We start from the raw sequence: 20,125 nt of genomic DNA, 5'->3' as shown, positions 1-20,125 counted from the left end.
ATTAAGACATAGAAAAACATCATGGAATACAGAACATTAGGAAACACCGGTTTGTCAGTCAGCGCCATCGCATTAGGATGCGAAGGGTTCGTTGGCAAAACAGAAGAACAGACATGTGCAGAAATGGATTTCGCCATCAGTAAAGGAATCAACTTTATTGATATGTATGCCTCCAACCCCGATTTACGCAGCAACATCGGCAAAGCGTTGACAGGCCGCCGTGAGCAGTTTATCATCCAGGGACATCTGTGCACCACCTGGGAAAACAACCAGTATCTGCGTACACGTGACATTGACAAGGCAATCGCCTCCTTCGAAGACCAGTTGACACGTCTCAATACCGACTATCTGGATATCGGCATGATACACTACGTGGACAGTGAAGAAGACTTTCATGAGGTATTCAACGGTCCCGTCATCCGGCTGGCCCTGCGCCTGAAAGAAGAAGGCAGAATCCGCCATATCGGACTGAGCAGCCACAACCCCACCGTTGCACGTATGGCTGTGGAAAGCGGACTGATTGAAGTGCTGATGTTCTCCATCAATCCTTGCTACGACCTACAACCGCCCACTGAAAATGTAGATGACTTATGGGCCGATGAAAACTATGCCCACTCCCTGCAGAACATAGATCCGGAACGGGAAAGACTCTACGAACTGTGCGAAGAGAAAGGCGTAGGGCTCGATGTGATGAAAGTATATGGCGGTGGAGATTTGCTAAGTGAAACCAACTCACCCTTTGGCAAAGCTATGACTCCGGTGCAATGCATCGAATATGCACTGACCCGTCCGGCTGTTGCCTCCATCATGGTGGGGTGCAGAAGTTGTGATGAGATGCAGGCAGCCATCGACTGGTGCACCGCCAGCAAAGAAGAAAAAGACTACACCGCCGTCATGGCAGGCATGGAGAAGTTCACCTGGAAAGGCCATTGCATGTATTGCGGACATTGCGCTCCCTGCTCCGTAGGCATCGACATAGCAAGCGTGAACAAGTACTACAACCTGACCATTGCCCAGAACGAGATACCCGAAACTGTGCGTGAACACTACAAAGCCCTCACACACCACGCCTCAGAGTGCATCCAATGCGGACAATGCGAAACGAACTGTCCCTTCGGAGTCGCCATCATCGAACAGATGGAAAAAGCTACAGAGAGATTCGGATATTAGCAGAGCGAACGCTGTTTCACTTTCCACGCATAGAGCAGCACCACGACGAACGAAAGCAACGGAACGATAAACGAGAAAGACATATTCGTCTGGTCGGCCACATACCCCATCATGAGCGGTCCTACCGCTCCTCCGATGGGGGACATCATCAGATAGGAAGATGCACGCTTGGTATAGTTCCCCAATCCTCTCAGCGAAAGTGCGAAGATGGTGGGGAACATGATAGCTTCAAAAGCATATCCCATGAACAGGGCTACCAATGATAAAACTCCCAGATCAAGCACCACCAAAGCCGTAGTAATCACCGTACCCACCGCACAAAAAAACAACACCTTCTCCGCCCGGATATACCGCATAATCCAGCTTCCGGCAAAACGACCGCACATAAACAATCCCAAACCGCCGAACGAAAGCACCACAGAAGCATCACGGGCATTCATCCAACCATCATCCACCACATAATTAATAAAGAAACTGTTGATTGAAATCTCTGCTATCTCATAACAGAACAGGCTGACAATACCGAAAATAAACAGCTTGTGCGACCAAAGCCCGCGTGCTCCGCCCTCGCCCACTTCTTCCTCATCTTCTCCATGCACAATCTCCGGCAGACGGATTTTATAGAACACCAGTGCCACCATCAGCACTATAATTCCCATCAGCGTGTAGGGCAAGGATATATTGCTTTCACCTCCTTCCGAGAATAACAACAACCCACCGATAAGCGGCCCGCATATGCATCCCAAGCCATTGAATGACTGTGCCAGATTAAGGCGGCTGGCAGCCGTTTCACGTTCACCGAGTTCCGTCATGTAAGGATTAGCGGCTGTTTCCAGAAACACCAGTCCGCAGGCTATGACAAACAGGGAGAAAAGAAAGAAATTGAAAGACATCCAGTATTCTCCGGGAATGAAAAGCAGAGAACCTATCCCGTAAAGCAGCAAACCGACCCCCCCCTTTACGGTAGCCATATTTATTGATAAACAGTCCCGCAGGAATAGCCATCACGAAGTAGCCCAGATAGAACATCACTTGCACCCATGCCGAATGGGCACGTGTAATAACCAGCACATCTTGAAAGTGTTTGTTCAGCACATCCAGTATGGCATGTGCAAATCCCCACAGAAAGAACAGGGAAGTAACCAAAATAAAAGGAATCCGATATTCCTTCTTTACCAAATTTTGCATACAGAAATTTCTTATACCGGCCGCAAAGATAGCCAAGAAGTTTCATAATATGACAAATTGCAGTAACTTTGTATTCATCTATAAAGAAATAGTCTGAAAAAACGATATGAAAACATCTCCCAAACAATACATTGAAACCCCACGCCTGATTCTGCGCGACTGGAAAGAAGAAGACATCCCCGTTTTTGCCCGGCTGAACAGTGATGACAGAGTAATGGAGTTCTTCCTCAACAAACTGTCCTATCAGGAAACCCTCGATTTCTATAATCGTATCCGGAAAGAATTCGCATCCAGAGGATATGGACTGTATGCAGTAGAAAAGAAAGAAGACCATGCATTTATCGGTTATGTAGGATTGCATGACGTTATGTTCGATGTAGATTTTGCCCCGGCCGTAGAGATAGGTTGGCGTCTGGCCCCCGAAGCGTGGAATCAGGGATATGCCACTGAAGCAGCTTCAGCCTGCCTGGAATATGCCAAGACGACATTGGGACTGAAAGAACTCTATTCCTTCACCTCACTCCCCAACAAGCGTTCGGAGCGTGTGATGCAAAAGATAGGTATGGTAAAAGACAAAGAATTCAATCATCCGCTGGTTAGTCCTGACCATCCCTTATACAGACATATATTATATAAGATTACTTTGGCAAACATATAGCTGCCGTAGACAGATACCTTTATCAGGTATGCTACTTTGTTTCCGTTGCATTACTACTTCTCTTTATCACAGTGCCTGCAAAGATTGTACGAGTTGTACAACTGGAGCGGTACGAGTTGTACAACTCGTACAATCTTTGCAGGCATCCCAAAAGGTAAAGGCAGTAAGCTGACAAGTTGAATGCATAAAGCCCGCAGATAATGCTAATAAAAAACAATTATCGCTTTTTTATTAATAAATCATGAATTAAAAGTTGCCGTATCCAACTATTGTATTACCTTTGTCGCAGTTTGAGTTACGAATCGTTATCGTATAGTTCTTCTTTTTATCCTTTATTAAGCAGACCTCTCCTTTAATTATCCCCTCACTCTTACATTAGTATTTATTTAATTAAAATTTCAAATGAACATTTACATTTCAGGTTTAAGCTATGGCACAAATGATGCCGACTTGAACGAATTATTCACAGCGTATGGAGAAACCTCTTCAGCTAAAGTTATTATGGACAGAGAAACAGGCAGATCCAGAGGATTCGGTTTTGTAGAAATGACCGACGATGCAGAAGGACAAAAAGCAATTGACGAACTTAACGGAGCGGAATACGACCGGAAAACGATTTCAGTAAGCGTTGCACGCCCTCGCGAAGAAAGACCCCGCAACAACGGATATAATTCCAGACGTTATTAATGTCTACCCTACAAACAAGAACAGGAGATATCATCTTCTGTTCTTGTTTTTTATTAATCAAAAACAACAATACAAAGAAAAGAACATTGCTAAACGAATAGAATACCAGAAGTATATTTATCCGCTTACAGTCTTGTTACAATATCAGTTTTATGAAACCATTTTTTATTGGAAATATAGAGATAAAAACACCTATTATACAAGGTGGAATGGGAGTCGGAATTTCATTATCCGGCTTAGCATCAGCCGTTGCCAATGAAGGCGGCATAGGTGTTATTTCATGTGCAGGCTTAGGTCTGCTATACCCCAAAGGCAAAGGCGACTATACCGAAAAATGCATTTGCGGACTTAAAGAAGAAATTCACAAAGCCCGCCAAAAAACGAAAGGAATCATCGGAGTGAACATCATGGTGGCCCTTTCCAATTATGCAGAAATGGTCCGCACTGCCATAAGCGAAAAAATCGACGTAGTCTTTGCCGGCGCAGGACTTCCACTCGACTTGCCCTTATTTCTTACACCGGAAAGCCAAACGAAGTTGGTGCCCATCGTATCTTCTTCAAGAGCTGCCAAAATCATATGTGACAAATGGGAGAAAAATTACAATTATCTGCCTGATGCCATCGTAGTGGAAGGCCCCAAAGCCGGAGGACATCTGGGATTCAAGAAGGAGCAGTTGCAAGATGCAAAATACGCTCTGGAAACCCTAATCCCCGAAGTAGTGGCGATTGCTACAAACTACAAGGAAAGAAAAGACATCCCCGTAATTGCCGCAGGTGGAATCTCCACAGGTGAAGACATTGCACGGTTCATGCAATTGGGAGCTTCAGCCGTGCAGATGGGAAGTATTTTCGTAACTACCCAGGAGTGTGATGCTTCGGAAACTTTCAAAGAGGTCTATATTCATTCCAAGCCCGAAGATGTTCTCATCATCGAAAGTCCTGTAGGTATGCCCGGACGAGCCATCGACGGAGAATTTATCCGCAATGTAGAGAAAGGGCAGGAAAAGCCAAAGTGTTGTTCGTTCCATTGCATCAAGACGTGCGACTATCAGAAAAGTCCTTATTGCATCATCAAGGCATTGTATAATGCAGCCAAAGGCAATATGAAAAGAGGATATGCATTTGCAGGCAGCAACGCTTTCCTTTCCGACAAAATACGCAGTGTGAAAGAGGTGATAAGTACATTGAACACTGAATTTCTTCTGGCAACCTGCCAATTAGTTCCAGCAAAAATGAAAACTTAAAAAACAATTCGATATGATGAAAAAGAGTATTATCCGACCGGATACAGGGTCTTCCAATCAATTAACAGAGAATGCTATCAAAGAGCACAAGAAAAAAGTGGGAGAAGTAATTCTTGTAGCTATCACTCCACGGACCACGATTGAGCTTCCGGCTCATCTATCTCAGGCTGAAATAGCCGAACGTGTAGAGCTTTATAAGAAGTTGCACAGTTCGAAAATATAGTTTCAGTTTATTTTCATCAATTGACAATAACAGAAAATCCCTGAAGTTTAACACCTCAGGGATTTTTTTATAATCATACGACGAGAACCTTTCTTTAAGCTTCTATCCCTGTCACTGTCTTCAATAAATAGCCTATCAGAAAACTTATTCCGGCCACTGAGAAACTCAATATTGCCATTTCCGAGAAGCGGCGCTTGAAGCTCTCATTCCGGGCTATGGCATAATAATAATTGAAGAAAGCAATAATAAGCAATGCCATCAGAAGCATAATGCATAACGCCATGACAGGGCTCGACAAAAGAATAAATGGCCCCACCAAAGCTACCACGGTAATGATATAAGCAATACCGGTATAAATAGCCGCCTTAACCGGACGCTTGTTTCGTGTCTTTTCCGATTTTGTAGAAAGATACTCGGAAGAAGCCATAGAAAGTGCTGCTGCAATACCTGTAATACTTCCGGTCAAAGCTATCAGTTTCGTATCATTCAGTGCCAGCGTAAAACCTGCCAATGCTCCCGTAAATTCCACTAATGCGTCATTCAAGCCAAGCACCACCGACCCCATATATTCCAAGCGTTCCTCGCTAATCATCCCTATGAGTTTTTCTTCATGATGCTGTTCGTCTTGCGCCATCTCAGCAAAATGTTCCATATCAGGATACTGAGAATAGACGCTCGTTGTTTCTTTCTCTCCCAGCTCCAACCGCCGGACGGCGAATGTAATACCTAACAGGCGTACCAGCCATACATAAAAAAAGATTTCCCAACGATTAGGAGTAACTTCCTGGTGAGTATAACTACGCAACGTAGCATAGTGCCTGCTTTCATCTTCTGAAATACGTTGCAGGATTTTCCGGTTTTCCGAATCTTTTTCAATAGCTGCCAGCTTCTTATATATGATGCTCGATGTGATTTCTTCCCGCTGGAAACCAATCATCTTCTTCAATAGCTCTTGCTCCGTTTCTTGTCCCATTTTTCTATAAATTAAGTAAATGCAAAATTATGAATAACTGACGTTATACAACAATCAAACTCATAATTGTTTTCATGAGAACATAAGTTTTTTCTCGAAAAGAGTCAGAAGACAATAAAAATGCAGTTGTTTTAAAATAAAGAAAGTTGGTCAGTGCGAAGACTTCTCATTTCCCGTTCAACAATTACGGCATCCTCCCCCACTTCTCCAATCAGCATCGGAGAATTCTTGTCGTGCTTGCTACGGTTAAATTTCGCCGTATTATAATTACCTTTAATTGCATAACAGTAGATGCACCCATTAAGACAGCTTTCATAAGTACCAATATCAATGCTTTCCACACAACGGCAGATGTCCCGTTGGTTCTTGTCTTTACGGGAGAGAATGGGATAGCTTGTGATTCTTTCAATCAGACGGTTGTCCACACACAAGCCACTTGGAATGCCTATATGAGATAAATCTACTTTAATGGTGCAAGTATCCAGTTCCATCGATAACTCATCTGCTGTTTTCTTAAAGGTGACTGCCATCGCCTCTATATCTTCTTTTGCCAGTGTCTCTATATTAAATTCACGAAGAGATGCACGGACATGCGGATAATGGTCGATAAAACCCAACATACATTTCTCCGTATATCCTTGCAAAGCAGATGCCATTTCAGCAAACTTAACCTGATGAAAAGCGACTGTATACTGTTCATTCGTAAGGATAGGGTCATACCGCCACACCACTTTTTCCTTTCCTATCTTATCGGCAAGACGCTTAAAAGTATCAATACGCTTGTCAAGTGGTGGTAATTTGCTTTCCAATTCTGTCCCGTAGGGATTCAGTGTAAACTGAAAATAATATTTATAGTCAGCCAGCCTATCCAGTTTCTCAATCATCGGAGCCGGATTCTTTGTCCAAAACACTACACAATCAATGACAGCAGGGTCTAAACTGACCCTGCTAATCATATTTGGATTATACGGATTCGGTACAAGGACATATCTTTCACTGATCCGGTTGAAAAACCATTCCGAATAGAAAGCAGGAATATCCGTCCTGCGGCTGGCACTTATTATCATATTGCCACCCTATTCTTCTTTAGACGACGGAACCACATAATCTTCTTTAATGAACTCATCATACACCCTCTTAGGATGATCGAACGGAGCTACCCCCGTACGGTCTTCATTAAAGTTCTCACGCCGGAACTTCTTCAATTTCAGATTGTCTTCAGCATATTCCCTCAGTTTCCTTTTCTCCTGACCATACAAAGAGCTGGATAACACTTCAGATTCCAACAGGCTCTCTTTAGGAGTGATGGATGGTAATAAGTTCTGTTCCAAGAGTCCACGATACGCCCCATTATACTCACACCAGACATTATTACCCAGAACAAACAAGCGATAGGTATAGTTGGACCATGCTGTTTTGATAGTTATTTCACGAGCATAGATTTCTACTGTCGCTTCTGAGGCATAACTCGGATCGCGAATAACAACCAACTTCCGACCTGAAATATCTTCCTTTACAGAAGCAATCCATCTTTCACCATGCAAGATTTCTTCAATAATTTCAGGCAGTTTTTCTTTAATTTCAAAATGTATTCTCATGTTCTTTGCCTGTGGGTCAGGACTTTTTTATTACCCCCAATTTGATATATGCCCCTAAAGATAACGAAAATTCATTTGAAAAACAATAAGTGCCGCGAAAATATTATCTATTTGCCATCCGATAGATGTTTTCCATATCTTCACGATACAATATCTTCAAATTTCCTGTCGTTCCCTTTCCGCCGGAACTGCACTTATCCGCCATCATCCTGATTTCTTCATCCGTAGCCTGCCGCCCTATCAACTGGCAGATGCTGACAGGCATTCCGATAGCACGATAGAAATTCTCCATGGCTTCAATACCCGCCAAAGCCGTATGTTCAGCCGATTTGAAATCATTCGACACTCCCATCACGTTTACGGCAAACTGTGCAAAGCGCGTCACATTCTCTTTATAAACATATCGCGCCCAACTTCCCCAAAGAGCTGCCAGACCTGCACCATGAGCCACATCAAAGAGTGCGCTTAGTTCATGTTCAAGTTGGTGTGTAGCCCAATCTCCGGTAGTTCCGCATCCCGTCAGGTCATTGTGTGCCAAACTGCCGGCCCACATAATCTGCGCACGGTGAGCGTAATTCTCCGGGGCTTTCAGTACTTCAAAAGCACTGTCCTTCACGGTGCGAAGAATGCCTTCGGCCACAGCATCGGTCACAGTCATGTCATCATCGTGAGAGAAGTAACGCTCCATCGTGTGCATCATGATGTCCGTCACGCCGCAAGCTGTCTGATAGTTGGGCAACGTAAAGGTACGTTCCGGATTCATCACCGCAAACTTGCAACGGCATAAGTCATTGGAATATCCTTTCTTCAAGTCACCATCTTCATTGGTGATTACGGTACTGTTGCTCATTTCACTGCCTGCCGCCGGAATTGTCAGTACGGCAGCCACCGGAAGACAAGCTTTTGCTTTTGCCTCGCCCATATAGAAATCCCAGACATCCCCTTCATAAAGCACACCAAAGGCAATGGCTTTCGCAGAATCGATGACACTACCTCCGCCCACAGCCAGAATAAAGTCAATCCCCTCTTTCCGGCACAGCTCAATACCTTCGTGCACCATCGACAAACGGGGATTAGGCACTACCCCACCTAATTTAACATAGGTGATACCTTCTGCTTCCAATGCCCGGCAAATCTTGTCGAGCAAGCCGGAGCGCTCAGCACTCTGTCCACCATAATGTACCAGAACATTCGTTCCACCATATTGTTTCACCAGTTTTCCTGTTTTCTCTTCCGAAGCTGCCCCAAACACTACTTCCGTAGGAGCATAATAAGTAAAGTCTCTCATTGTTCGATATGATTGCTTGGTTATTATACAAAGATAGAACACTAATATCAAAGATACAAGATTTATAGGAGTTATAACCTGCCAAAGGAATTATTCACACTTCTTTAATCCTGCACGACAAACTCTTCTTCATCTTTTATTTTCTTCTATATATACTTGATGATTACTTATCATTCTCGTTCCCTATTCCTATCCATTCAGAATATAACTTTTCTTTATGTCTGATAAAAGAGTATGAATAGGATATCCGGGCAGAATGGCATAGTTTTGTAACGAATTAAACAGAATATATCATGTATAAGCAAATTATTCGTCCGTTACTTTTTTTGTTGAGCCCCGAGAGAGTACACTCTCTCCTACTTTCGGCTTTGCGATGCTACGGCCATTTGCCATTCGTGCGCTCCTGGATACGCAACTATTACAAAGCTACGGATAAACAGTTGATCTGGAACCAGCTCGTTTTTAAAAACCGAGTCGGACTTTCTGCCGGATTTGATAAAGGTGCAGAAGTATTCAACGAGCTTGCCGATTTCGGATTTGGTTTTATCGAGGTAGGAACCGTGACACCCGACAGCCAGCCAGGCAATCCAAAGCCGCGCATTTTCCGCCTGCCGAAAGCTGATTCACTGATTTCAAGGACAGGATTTAACAACCCCGGATTAGACATTGTGAAACGTAACTTAGAAAACAAAACCGATGCATATTTGCTCGGCATCAATATCAATAAGAATCCCCAATCTGAAAAAGAAGAAGCCGTGAATGATTTCTTGAGACTATATGCTGGTCTGTATAGTCTGGCGGATTACTTCACACTGAACTGGGGTTCCATAGAAGTGACTACGATGCATAAAGTCCTGGAAGCACTCACCACTTTCCGAAATAAACAGAAAAATTATCGTCCTATACTTCTGAAAGTACCTGCCGATATTACTACCGAAGGATTGGACGCAGTGCTCAACTGTATCCAAACCTACAGACTGCAAGGAGTAATAGCTACCAGCCCTACAATGGACCGTTCGAATCTCCTCCCTTACACTCCCGTTCAGTTGGAAGCTATCGGTGCAGGTGGAGTAAGTGGAAAAGGGATTGGAGAAAAATCCATTGAAGCCGTAAAATACCTGCGTTCCCACAGCGAGAAAGGTATGTTGATTATAGGTGCAGGTGGTGTTATGACTCCTGAAGATGCCAGGAAGATGCTGGCAGCAGGAGCCAACCTGATACAGATTTATTCCTCTTTCATCTATGAAGGTCCGGCGATTGTTAAGAACATAATCAAAGCAATTCATTAAAACAGATTTTCTTAAAAACAGAATATGATAAAGTAAAAGTGGTTAGAAACTAATTAACGAGATCATACAAAAGACATTTATAAAATACAATAAAGAAGAAAAAACAATCGTTATCTTTGCACCGTAATTACCGACTAACTAATCCGATAATAAATATTATGGCATTTACCAACAACATTATGATTGTCCGCCACAGATTGCTGACAGAGCTGGTAAAACTGTGGAGGGATAACGAACTTGTAGAGAAAATAGACCGTCTTCCCATTGAATTGAGTCCGAGAAGGTCAAAACATGCAGGACGCTGCTGCGTACATAAAGAACGCGCCGTGTGGAAATACAAATCACTGCCGTTGCTGGGACTGGATATGGAAGATGAAAAAGATGAATTAACCCCATTATCAGAGTATGCAGCACATGCACTGGACCGTGCAGAAAACGGAACACCGAAAGATAACATCATGTGTGTGATTGATGAAGCATGTTCCGCCTGCGTACAAATCAATTACGAAATCACCAACCTTTGCCGCGGATGTACCGCCCGTAGCTGCCAGACCAACTGTCCGAAGAAAGCTGTCCATGTAAAGGAAAGCGGACAGGCATGGATAGACCATGATGAATGCATCAGTTGTGGTATTTGCCACAAGAGCTGCCCCTATCATGCTATTGTCTATATCCCGGTACCTTGCGAAGAGGCTTGTCCGGTGAAAGCCATCAGCAAGGATAAGAAAGGTATCGAGCACATTGACGAAAGTAAATGTATCTATTGCGGAAAGTGTCTCAACGCTTGTCCGTTCGGAGCAATTTTCGAAGTGTCACAGGTATTCGATATCCTGCACAAGATACGCAAAGGAGAAAAAATAGTGGCCATTGTAGCACCGTCTATCCTGGGACAATTCAAGACTACTATTGAACAGGTATATGGCGCACTCAAAGCTGTGGGATTCACTGATGTCATCGAAGTGGCTCAGGGAGCTATGGATACGGTCAGCAACGAAGCACACGAATTGATAGAGAAGTTGGAAGAAGGACAGAAGTTTATGACTACTTCCTGTTGTCCTTCCTACATAGAACTCGTAAACAAACATATTCCGGGCATGAAACCTTATGTTTCAGGTACAGGTTCACCGATGTATTATGCAGCACGCATTGCTAAAGAGAAACATCCGGATGCTAAAGTAGTTTTCATCGGTCCGTGCGTAGCCAAACGTAAAGAGGCCCAGAGGGATGAAGCCGTAGATTTTGTTATGACTTTCGAAGAAGTGGCATCTGTATTGGACGGACTGGATATTCAGTGGGAGCAATCGCAGCCTTATACCATGTCGTTCGCATCCGTACGCGAGGCACATGGATTTGCCCAGGCTGGTGGCGTAATGGGAGCTGTAAAAGCCTATCTGAAAGAAGAAGCTGACAAAATCAATGCCATCCAAGTAGCTAATCTGGATAAGAAAACCATCGGTTCATTGCGGGCGTATGCCAAATCGGGCAAAGCACCGGGGCAATTTATAGAAGTGATGGCATGTGAAGGTGGTTGTATCACCGGACCTTGTACACACAATGAGATTGCCGCAGGTAAACGTCAGTTTGTACAAGAGTTGGCAAAACAGGAAAAGACGTATTGAAACCAGCGTAGCGCTAGAGCACGGAGAGAAAAAATCCGTGTGATCCGTGTCATCTGCGGATGAAAAAATAAATAGCATGAAGAACTTGATTGATCAATTACATAACAAGCGGACGCTAAGTGCTGAAGAATATAAAGCACTACTCCTTTGCCAGGACGCTGATACTTTAAAGTATCTGCAGGAGCAGGCACGGGAGGTGTCACTTGAGCAGTTTGGCAATCGGGTATTTATTCGTGGACTGATTGAGATAACCAACCACTGCCGTAACAATTGCTATTATTGCGGCATACGTAAAGGAAATCAATCTGTCCTCCGTTATGAGTTGACCCGGGAGGATATTCTGGAATGCTGTCGTGAAGGATATACCCTCGGTTTCCGGACTTTCGTCTTGCAAGGTGGTGAAACATCCTCCGTAAAAGATGGTTTTATCCTTGAAACTGTTACGGCTATACGTCGTGAGTTTCCGGATTGCGCCATCACACTATCATTAGGAGAAAAGTCCCGTGAGACTTACGAGCGTTTCTTCCAGGCGGGTGCCAATCGATATTTGCTCCGCCACGAAACACATAATGAAAAGCATTACCATCATCTGCACCCCGATAAGATGTCTATCAGACAACGCCTGCAATGTTTGGCATGGCTGAAAGAAATAAGATATCAGACAGGAACAGGTATTATGGTAGGCAGTCCGGGACAAAACACCGATCATCTGGTGGAAGACCTCCTTTTTATAGAGCGATTTCATCCTGAAATGATAGGAATCGGTCCTTTTATTCCTCACCACGATACCCCGTTTGCAGCATGCCCGCCGGGAAGCATGGAAATGACCCTGAAACTTCTTTCTATCTTCCGGTTAATGCATCCGAAGGTATTATTACCCTCTACCACAGCATTAGCAACGCTTGCACCGGATGGACGGGAACGCGGAATACTGGCAGGAGCCAACGTAGTAATGCCAAACCTTTCTCCCCCGGAACAACGGAACAAATACTCACTTTATGATAACAAAGCCTCTTTGGGAGCCGAAGCCGCAGAAGGCTTACAACAATTAGAAGAAAAACTGACGGTTATCGGATACCGGATATCGAAAGAAAGAGGAGACTATTTCAATTGAAATTAATACTTAATTTAGCACCATGTATAATGTAAGTTCAAAACAGGCAGAAGAGTTCATCGATCACCAGGAGATACTGGATACGCTGGACTATGCCCGCGCCAATAAAGACAACCGCGCCCTCATTGAGAATCTGCTCAGAAAGGCAGCCTCATGCAAAGGTTTGTCCCATCGTGAAGCCGCTCTACTGTTAGAATGTGACCAGCCCGACCTGACGGAACGTATCTTCCATCTGGCACGAGATATTAAGCAAAAACTATATGGCAACCGCATCGTAATGTTCGCCCCGTTATACCTTTCCAATTATTGTGTGAACGGATGCGTTTACTGCCCCTATCATGCAAAGAACCGCACTATCGCCCGCAAGAAATTATCACAGGAAGAGATACGCCGGGAAGTAATTGCCTTGCAGGATATGGGACACAAACGTCTGGCACTGGAAGCCGGCGAAGACCCGCTACGCAACCCCATCGATTATATTCTGGAATCTATTCAGACCATCTACGGTATTCATCATAAGAATGGTGCCATCCGGCGGGTAAACGTGAATATTGCCGCCACAACGGTAGATAACTATCGCCGGCTGAGAGATGCAGGCATCGGTACTTACATTCTTTTCCAGGAAACCTATCACAAAGGGAATTATGAGACCTTGCACCCCACAGGCCCTAAAAGCAAGTATTCCTATCACACCGAAGCTATGGACCGTGCCATGGAAGGTGGTATCGACGATGTAGGCATAGGTGTATTATTCGGGTTGAATACCTATCGGTACGATTTCATAGGATTATTGATGCATGCCGAACATCTGGAAGCGGCATTCGGTGTCGGACCGCATACGATCAGTGTACCCCGTATCTGCCCGGCGGATGATATTGAAACAAAAGATTTCCCCAATGCCATTTCTGATGAAATGTTCTGCCGCCTCGTTGCGGTAATCCGCATTGCAGTGCCTTACACCGGAATGATCATTTCCACCCGTGAATCGGAAACTGTACGGCGCAAGGTATTGGAATTAGGTATTTCACAAATCAGTGGCGGCTCACGTACCAGCGTAGGCGGATATGCCGTACCGGAAACGAAAGAAGAGAACTCGGCCCAATTCGATATCAGCGACCGCCGCACACTGGATGAAGTTGTAAACTGGCTGCTCGATCTGGGACATATCCCCAGTTTCTGTACGGCTTGTTATCGTGAAGGGCGGACGGGTGACCGTTTCATGTCTCTCGTCAAGCGGGGACAGATAGCGAATTGCTGTCAGCCCAATGCCTTGATGACTCTGAAAGAATATCTGGAAGATTACGCCTCATCCGAAACCCGGGAAAAAGGTATCCGCCTCATTCATGAAGAGATGGACCGCATCCCGAATCCGAAAATCCGGGAAATAGCCTTGCGGAACCTACATGAGATAGAGAAAGGGAAAAGAGATTTCAGATTTTAGGCACGGCATAGCCCGCTAAATCCCCATTTATTAACCCCTTAATATTGAGACTAATGAATCAGACTCCTTATGCCAACCGCCTGCACATCGCCCTCTTCGGACGGCGAAACAGTGGAAAATCCAGTCTTGTCAACGCCTTGACAGGGCAAGATACCGTTATAGTCTCCCCTACTCCCGGCACTACTACTGATCCTGTGGCAAAAGCAATGGAAATTCATCCACTCGGTCCGTGCCTTCTTATTGACACTCCGGGCTTCGATGACGAAGGCGAGCTGGGAGAAATGCGCGTAGAACGCACCTTGAAAATAATTGGAAAAACCGACATTGCCCTGTTGCTTTGTGAAACCGGAGACGCACAGGAGCAGGAATGGCTTCAACGATTGAAGGAACGAGGCATCCCTGTCATATTGATTCTGAACAAAGCTGACGCGCGCCCCGATACTACAGAGTTAGCAGAGCAGATAAAAGCCGGTTGCGGGCAACCTCCCATCATCGTCAGTGCCAAAGACGGCACAGGTATCGAAGCTATTCACCACGCCATTCTGGAAAAGTTACCTGCCGATTTCGGAGAACAAACCATCACCGGGAACCTGGTAGTAGAAGGCGATGTAGTGGTGTTAGTCATGCCCCAGAACCTTCAGGCACCTAAAGGACGACTTATCCTTCCGCAAGTACAGACAATCCGCGAACTTCTGGACAAGAAATGTCTGGTTATGAGTTGTACCACAGATAAGTTGAAAGATACACTACGCGCACTTGCCAATCCCCCCAAATTAATTATCACAGATTCGCAAGTATTCCACACCGTATACGGACAAAAACCGGCTGAAAGCCGGCTCACTTCTTTCTCCGTGCTCTTTGCCGGATACAAGGGAGATATACACTATTATGTAGAAAGTGCATTCGCCATCGACCGACTAACGGAACAATCCCGCGTATTGATAGCCGAGGCCTGTGCGCATGCTCCACTGACAGAGGATATCGGCAGAGTAAAAATCCCCCGCCTGTTGCGTAAGCGAACAGGTGAAGGATTGCAGATAGATATTGTCTCCGGAACTGATTTTCCAGAAGATTTATCCCCATACCATTTGATTATCCACTGTGGCGCCTGTATGTTCAATAGGAAATACGTACTTAGCCGCATCGACCGGGCGCGTGCGCAACAAGTTCCCATGACGAACTACGGGGTGGCCATTGCCCACCTCAATGGCATACTGAACAAGATCGTGTACTAAGGGAAGCCCCCCAGCTCCCTAAGGGAAGAGTTTATATACCGTTTTATAATAAACTCTCTCCTTAGGTTACCGCCAACTGCTTCCTTAAAACGGAAGCTATTCCAGTTCCTCCAGCACCTTCTTCACATCCACCGCCTGAAGCCTGCCGTACACCTTCTCTCCAATCATCACTACGGGCGCCAGTCCGCACGCTCCTACGCAACGCAGACAGTCGAGTGAAAACTTCCCGTCCGGTGTAGTCTCCCCTACTTCGATACCCAGCACGCGCTTGAACTCCTCAAGCAATTTCTCCGAACCACGTACGTAGCACGCCGTTCCCATACACACCGAAATAGGATGTTTACCTTTAGGAGTCATCGTAAAGAATGTATAGAATGTTACCACACCATGCACACGCGACACCGGAACATTCAGCTTCGCAGCAATCAGGCGCTGCATCTCTTCTGGCAGATAGCCGTGCAGATGCTGCGCTTCATGAAGTATATTGATAAGTTCGCCCGGCTGGTTGCCATGCTTGTCACAAATAGCGCGCACTTGTTCGGCAACGTCACAGGCTAATTTGATATCTGACATAGTTTCTCCGTTTTAATAAGTTAATCAATCGCCTTATTGAAATAATGCGTATGCAGCAACCGTTCCGCAGTCTCACTCAGCGGTTTACCCAGATATTCCTCGTACAACGTCTTGATGTACGGGTTCTCATGCGACTTGCGCAAAGGTTTCTGTGCGTCTTCCCGATACAGTGCGTTGGCACGTGCATACAGCACTTCCGAGTTGCCATGATGCAGAGGTTGTCCGCCACCACCGATACAGCCACCCGGGCATGCCATAATCTCAATCACATGATACTCATTCCGCCCGTGGCGAATATCTTCCAGCAGATGGCGTGCATTACCCAGACCATGGGCAATACCCACTTTCAGTTCAAAGCCATCCAGGTCAATCGTTGCACGGCGCACCCCTGCCAGGCCACGTACCTGCTCAAAGTTCACATTCTCCAATGTCCGCCCGGTATAAATCTCATAAACCGAACGCAAGGCTGCTTCCATCACACCACCGGTGGTTCCGAAGATGACACCGGCACCCGTCGAAGCTCCCATCGGCTGGTCGAACTCCTTATCCGTCAGTAACGTGAAACCTATGTTAGCCCGTCTGATAAGCCGTGCCAGCTCGCGGGTAGAAATAGAATAATCCACGTCCGGACTACCATCTGTCTTAAACTCATCGCGGTCGCACTCATACTTCTTTGCCAGACAAGGCATAATAGATACCACCACCAACTTCTCACGCGGAATACCCATCTTCTCCGCCCAGAATGTCTTGGCAATGCTACCGAACATCTGTTGTGGCGAACGTGCCGTAGAAGGTATATCAAGCATATCGGGGAAATGATGTTCAAAGAAATTCACCCATGCCGGACAACAGGAAGTCAGGATAGGCAGGCGAACCGATTTATCCCCATTCATATAACGTGTCAGGCGATTCAATATCTCGGCACCTTCTTCCATGATGGTAAGGTCGGCGGCAAAGTCTGTATCAAATACATAATCAAAGCCCAATTCACGAAGGGCGTACACCATCTTTCCCGTTACCAATGTCCCGGCAGGCAGTCCGAACTCTTCTCCCAAAGCCGCCCGAACAGCCGGAGCAGTCTGTACGATAACAATCTTATCCGGATTTTCCAAATCCAGCAACAGGCGGTTAGTATGATCGCGTTCCGTCAATGCCCCTACCGGACAAACAGCTACGCATTGTCCGCAATAAGTACATTCACTGTCGCTCATCATCTTATCAAAAGCCGGAGCAATCGTCGTATTGAAACCACGGCGGATAGCTCCCAACGCCCCCACTGTCTGCACCTCATTACATACACTCTCGCAACGCCTGCAGAATATGCACTTATCCATATTCCGCACAATGGACGAAGTGACTTCACGCTTACGGGGCGAAAGCTCTCCGCCATTATAAGGCATCCGCCGGATATTGAAACGCAGCGCCAAAGTCTGCAACTCACAGTTGCCGCACTTCGGACAGGTAAGGCAATCATTCGGATGGTCCGAAAGTATCAGTTCAGCCACCACCTTGCGGGCATTCATCACGCGCAGGGTACTGGTACGCACCACCATTCCCTCTGTGCAACGGGTGGCGCAGGCGGGAGCCAGATTACGGCGTCCTTCCACCTCCACGACACAGATGCGGCACGAGGCCGGATTATTTTTAACGCAAGTGCCCTTCAAATCAATATGACAAAGGGTGGGTATATCTATACCGATTTTCCGTGCGGCTTCCAGGATAGTCGAGCCTTCGGGCACGGTGATATAATGGCGGTCTATTTGCAGGGTTATTTGTTTTTCTTCCATTTTCTTTCAGTTTAGTTCCCTTAAACTACATTGATTGCTTTGAACTTACAGCGTGCCATGCACATGCCACACTTGATACACTTGTCCGGATTGATGACATGCGGTTTGCGCACATCACCCAGAATGGCATCCGCCGGACAATGTTTAAAGCAAAGATGGCAACCGATGCACAGTTCCGGGTTGATAGTATAAGCCAGCAATGATTTGCACTGCTTCGCACGGCAGGTTTTATCCCTCACATGCTCCACGTATTCATCATAAAAGTTATTGAGCGTAGACAGTACCGGATTGGGGGAAGTCTGTCCCAGCCCGCACAAGGCGGTATCCTTTATCACCTTTCCCAATGTAGAGAGTATATCCAAATCTTTCATCGTGGCTCGTCCTTCGGTTATCTTGTTCAGCAGTTCCAGCAGGCGCTTGTTGCCAATACGGCAAGGCGTACATTTTCCGCATGATTCTTCCACCGTAAAGTCGAGATAGAAGCGTGACACAGAAACCATACAATCATCTTCATCCATCACGATCATGCCACCGGAACCCATCATCGAGCCTTCTGCCAGCAAGTTGTCAAAGTCAATCGGCGTATCCAGATGCTTCTCCGTCAGGCAACCGCCCGAAGGTCCACCCGTCTGTACCGCCTTGAACTTCTTCCCTCCTTTGATGCCGCCTCCAATTTCATAAATCACCTCACGCAGGGTGGTGCCCATCGGCACTTCAATCAAACCTACGTTGTTAATCTTCCCGGCCAGCGCAAACACCTTCGTTCCTTTCGAGCGTTCCGTGCCGATAGACGCAAACCATTCCGCACCTTTCGTCAGGATGATAGGAATATTGGCAAGCGTCTCCACATTGTTCACATTGGTAGGTTTGCCCAGATAACCGGCTTCGGCAGGGAAAGGAGGTTTCAAAGTAGGTTCACCCCGCTTTCCTTCCATGGAGTGAATCAACGCAGTTTCTTCACCGCACACAAATGCTCCGGCACCATAACGTATTTCAATGTCGAAACTAAAGTCCGCACCGAATATATTCTTACCCAGCAAACCGTATTCGCGTGCCTGGGCAATAGCAATCTTCAAACGTTGTATAGCCAACGGATATTCCGCCCGGATATATACCAATCCTTTGGGAGAACCGATAGAATAACCACAAACTGCCATTGCTTCAACAATAGAGTGCGGATCACCCTCCATGATGGAACGGTCCATAAAAGCACCGGGGTCACCCTCGTCAGCGTTACACACCACATACTTCATGTCGGCCTGTTGCTTATGGGCAAATTCCCACTTCTTCCCTGTGGGGAAACCACCACCACCACGTCCACGAAGTCCGGAACGTTTTATCACGTCTATCACCTCTTCCGGCTTTTTGTTGAGAAGACTGTCCGCCAAGGCCATATACCCATCCAGCGCAATGTATTCTTCAATGTTTTCCGGATCGATGAAGCCGCAGTTACGCAGTGCTATACGCATCTGCTTCCGATAGAAATCCATGTGCTTGGAGTCGCTGACGGTCTTCTCCGTCTTCGGATCGATATAGAGCAGCCGTTCTATTTTCCGTCCCCCGATGATATGCTCGCCGACTATCTCGTCGGCATCATCAGGCACCACCTGGGTATAGAACGTGTTATCAGGGATAATCTTTACGATAGGTCCCTTTTCACAAAAGCCGAAACAACCGGTAGTGATAATGTCCACCTTGTCGGCAATATTATTTTTCTCGAGTGCTTGCTGAAGACGTTCAGCAATGATGTGGCTGTCGGATGCCTTGCAACCTGTACCTCCACAGATCAGGATTTGCAAATGCCCGGTTCCCAATGCCAACCCACAGCATTGTTCCGTAACCGCCTCATTGCTTTCTTCGCGTAGCAAGAGCGTGCCTTCTGCCCTTTTCCTGATTGTTTTCAGATCATGGATAGTTAGTACTTTCATTTTGTAATAGATTTGGGGTCGAGAACAAAGATACAAAAAGAGTTGAGATTACAAAAGGAAAGTAATGAAGATTACAGGAAAGAGAATTTCTCATATTGAAAAATTATATA

The 20,125-nt window shown here is 45.8% G+C and carries 17 protein-coding genes and 1 pseudogene; 10 read left to right on the top strand and 8 right to left on the bottom strand.

Features of this window, described 5'->3' with window-relative positions; genetic code table 11:
- Positions 1–21 precede the first annotated feature (21 nt).
- On the top strand, positions 22–1,170 hold the full coding sequence (locus VYM24_RS15985; RefSeq protein ID WP_330940395.1) for an aldo/keto reductase: 1,149 nt from the start codon (positions 22–24) through the stop codon (positions 1,168–1,170).
- Here the strand turns inward: VYM24_RS15985 and VYM24_RS15980 are convergent.
- Positions 1,167–2,358 (bottom strand): annotated as a pseudogene (locus VYM24_RS15980) (sugar MFS transporter). The gene VYM24_RS15985 and the pseudogene VYM24_RS15980 sit on opposite strands and share 4 nt — an antisense overlap.
- A gap of 106 nt (positions 2,359–2,464) precedes the next feature.
- Here VYM24_RS15980 and VYM24_RS15975 point away from each other — a divergent pair.
- The 4 genes from VYM24_RS15975 (at position 2,465) to VYM24_RS15960 (ending at position 5,170) form a co-directional block, all read left to right on the top strand.
- Entirely contained in the window at positions 2,465–3,016 is a 552-nt protein-coding gene (locus VYM24_RS15975) for a GNAT family N-acetyltransferase (RefSeq protein ID WP_330940394.1), read from the top strand.
- A 402-nt stretch (positions 3,017–3,418) separates the two neighbouring features.
- Positions 3,419–3,703: an RNA recognition motif domain-containing protein gene (locus VYM24_RS15970; protein WP_291554860.1), complete on the top strand. Its 285-nt coding sequence runs from the start codon at positions 3,419–3,421 to the stop codon at positions 3,701–3,703.
- A gap of 152 nt (positions 3,704–3,855) precedes the next feature.
- On the top strand, positions 3,856–4,947 hold the full coding sequence (locus VYM24_RS15965) for an NAD(P)H-dependent flavin oxidoreductase (RefSeq protein ID WP_299093215.1): 1,092 nt from the start codon (positions 3,856–3,858) through the stop codon (positions 4,945–4,947).
- A gap of 16 nt (positions 4,948–4,963) precedes the next feature.
- On the top strand, positions 4,964–5,170 hold the full coding sequence (locus VYM24_RS15960; protein WP_425286664.1) for a hypothetical protein: 207 nt from the start codon (positions 4,964–4,966) through the stop codon (positions 5,168–5,170).
- Between the two features lie 94 nt (positions 5,171–5,264).
- Here VYM24_RS15960 and VYM24_RS15955 read toward each other — a convergent pair whose 3' ends face one another.
- The 4 genes from VYM24_RS15955 to VYM24_RS15940 form a co-directional block, all read right to left on the bottom strand.
- A complete protein-coding gene (locus VYM24_RS15955; protein ID WP_330940393.1) occupies positions 5,265–6,143 on the bottom strand; it encodes a VIT1/CCC1 transporter family protein in 879 nt (292 codons plus the stop codon).
- Between the two features lie 131 nt (positions 6,144–6,274).
- Positions 6,275–7,210, bottom strand: a complete 936-nt coding sequence (locus VYM24_RS15950; RefSeq protein ID WP_330940392.1) for a DUF1848 domain-containing protein — start codon at positions 7,208–7,210, stop codon at positions 6,275–6,277.
- Between the two features lie 9 nt (positions 7,211–7,219).
- Entirely contained in the window at positions 7,220–7,741 is a 522-nt protein-coding gene (locus tag VYM24_RS15945) for a hypothetical protein (RefSeq protein ID WP_291554870.1), read from the bottom strand.
- 103 nt (positions 7,742–7,844) lie between these two features.
- The gene (locus VYM24_RS15940) at positions 7,845–9,029 is read right to left on the bottom strand and encodes an iron-containing alcohol dehydrogenase (RefSeq protein ID WP_330940391.1); all 1,185 of its coding nucleotides are present in this window, start codon (positions 9,027–9,029) and stop codon (positions 7,845–7,847) included.
- A gap of 293 nt (positions 9,030–9,322) precedes the next feature.
- Here VYM24_RS15940 and VYM24_RS15935 point away from each other — a divergent pair, with 293 nt between their 5' ends.
- The 5 genes from VYM24_RS15935 to hydF all read left to right on the top strand — a co-directional run bounded on the left by VYM24_RS15935 (position 9,323) and on the right by hydF (position 15,727).
- The gene (locus VYM24_RS15935; protein WP_330940390.1) at positions 9,323–10,318 is read left to right on the top strand and encodes a quinone-dependent dihydroorotate dehydrogenase; all 996 of its coding nucleotides are present in this window, start codon (positions 9,323–9,325) and stop codon (positions 10,316–10,318) included.
- 158 nt (positions 10,319–10,476) lie between these two features.
- A complete protein-coding gene (locus tag VYM24_RS15930; protein ID WP_299093225.1) occupies positions 10,477–11,937 on the top strand; it encodes a monomeric [FeFe] hydrogenase in 1,461 nt (486 codons plus the stop codon).
- A gap of 76 nt (positions 11,938–12,013) precedes the next feature.
- The gene (hydE, locus tag VYM24_RS15925) at positions 12,014–13,051 is read left to right on the top strand and encodes a [FeFe] hydrogenase H-cluster radical SAM maturase HydE (protein ID WP_330940389.1); all 1,038 of its coding nucleotides are present in this window, start codon (positions 12,014–12,016) and stop codon (positions 13,049–13,051) included.
- 22 nt (positions 13,052–13,073) lie between these two features.
- A complete protein-coding gene (gene hydG, locus VYM24_RS15920; protein WP_299093228.1) occupies positions 13,074–14,492 on the top strand; it encodes a [FeFe] hydrogenase H-cluster radical SAM maturase HydG in 1,419 nt (472 codons plus the stop codon).
- A 53-nt stretch (positions 14,493–14,545) separates the two neighbouring features.
- The gene (gene hydF / locus VYM24_RS15915) at positions 14,546–15,727 is read left to right on the top strand and encodes a [FeFe] hydrogenase H-cluster maturation GTPase HydF (RefSeq protein WP_299093230.1); all 1,182 of its coding nucleotides are present in this window, start codon (positions 14,546–14,548) and stop codon (positions 15,725–15,727) included.
- 96 nt (positions 15,728–15,823) lie between these two features.
- On the opposite strand, the gene VYM24_RS15910 is transcribed toward hydF, so the two are convergent.
- From VYM24_RS15910 to nuoF, 3 genes are read right to left on the bottom strand one after another with little or no spacing between them, the layout of a single operon-like run.
- Entirely contained in the window at positions 15,824–16,300 is a 477-nt protein-coding gene (locus VYM24_RS15910) for an NADH-quinone oxidoreductase subunit NuoE family protein (RefSeq protein ID WP_330940388.1), read from the bottom strand.
- A gap of 20 nt (positions 16,301–16,320) precedes the next feature.
- A complete protein-coding gene (locus tag VYM24_RS15905) occupies positions 16,321–18,087 on the bottom strand; it encodes an NADH-dependent [FeFe] hydrogenase, group A6 (protein ID WP_289123297.1) in 1,767 nt (588 codons plus the stop codon).
- Between the two features lie 20 nt (positions 18,088–18,107).
- Complete coding sequence (nuoF, locus tag VYM24_RS15900; RefSeq protein WP_330940387.1) at positions 18,108–20,015, bottom strand: NADH-quinone oxidoreductase subunit NuoF; 1,908 nt, start codon at positions 20,013–20,015, stop codon at positions 18,108–18,110.
- Between the last annotated feature and the right edge of the window lie 110 nt (positions 20,016–20,125).

It is taken from the genome of Bacteroides sp. MSB163 (assembly GCF_036416795.1).
Taxonomy (GTDB): domain Bacteria; phylum Bacteroidota; class Bacteroidia; order Bacteroidales; family Bacteroidaceae; genus Bacteroides; species Bacteroides maternus.
Note: the sequence above shows the minus strand (reverse complement) of the source record. Positions and strands in the feature narration are given on the sequence as shown.

What these genes read in the sequence shown, in the direction of transcription:
- VYM24_RS15945 (WP_291554870.1), bottom strand. Translation starts at nt 7,741, where the DNA reads ATGAGAATACATTTTGAAATTAAAGAAAAACTGCCTGAAATTATTGAA.
- hydG (WP_299093228.1), top strand. Translation starts at nt 13,074, where the DNA reads ATGTATAATGTAAGTTCAAAACAGGCAGAAGAGTTCATCGATCACCAG.
- VYM24_RS15960 (WP_425286664.1), top strand. Translation starts at nt 4,964, where the DNA reads ATGAAAAAGAGTATTATCCGACCGGATACAGGGTCTTCCAATCAATTA.
- VYM24_RS15955 (WP_330940393.1), bottom strand. Translation starts at nt 6,143, where the DNA reads ATGGGACAAGAAACGGAGCAAGAGCTATTGAAGAAGATGATTGGTTTC.
- VYM24_RS15965 (WP_299093215.1), top strand. Translation starts at nt 3,856, where the DNA reads ATGAAACCATTTTTTATTGGAAATATAGAGATAAAAACACCTATTATA.
- VYM24_RS15935 (WP_330940390.1), top strand. Translation starts at nt 9,323, where the DNA reads ATGTATAAGCAAATTATTCGTCCGTTACTTTTTTTGTTGAGCCCCGAG.
- hydE (WP_330940389.1), top strand. Translation starts at nt 12,014, where the DNA reads ATGAAGAACTTGATTGATCAATTACATAACAAGCGGACGCTAAGTGCT.
- VYM24_RS15940 (WP_330940391.1), bottom strand. Translation starts at nt 9,029, where the DNA reads ATGAGAGACTTTACTTATTATGCTCCTACGGAAGTAGTGTTTGGGGCA.
- hydF (WP_299093230.1), top strand. Translation starts at nt 14,546, where the DNA reads ATGAATCAGACTCCTTATGCCAACCGCCTGCACATCGCCCTCTTCGGA.
- VYM24_RS15970 (WP_291554860.1), top strand. Translation starts at nt 3,419, where the DNA reads ATGAACATTTACATTTCAGGTTTAAGCTATGGCACAAATGATGCCGAC.
- VYM24_RS15930 (WP_299093225.1), top strand. Translation starts at nt 10,477, where the DNA reads ATGGCATTTACCAACAACATTATGATTGTCCGCCACAGATTGCTGACA.
- VYM24_RS15985 (WP_330940395.1), top strand. Translation starts at nt 22, where the DNA reads ATGGAATACAGAACATTAGGAAACACCGGTTTGTCAGTCAGCGCCATC.
- VYM24_RS15905 (WP_289123297.1), bottom strand. Translation starts at nt 18,087, where the DNA reads ATGGAAGAAAAACAAATAACCCTGCAAATAGACCGCCATTATATCACC.
- VYM24_RS15910 (WP_330940388.1), bottom strand. Translation starts at nt 16,300, where the DNA reads ATGTCAGATATCAAATTAGCCTGTGACGTTGCCGAACAAGTGCGCGCT.
- VYM24_RS15950 (WP_330940392.1), bottom strand. Translation starts at nt 7,210, where the DNA reads ATGATAATAAGTGCCAGCCGCAGGACGGATATTCCTGCTTTCTATTCG.
- nuoF (WP_330940387.1), bottom strand. Translation starts at nt 20,015, where the DNA reads ATGAAAGTACTAACTATCCATGATCTGAAAACAATCAGGAAAAGGGCA.
- VYM24_RS15975 (WP_330940394.1), top strand. Translation starts at nt 2,465, where the DNA reads ATGAAAACATCTCCCAAACAATACATTGAAACCCCACGCCTGATTCTG.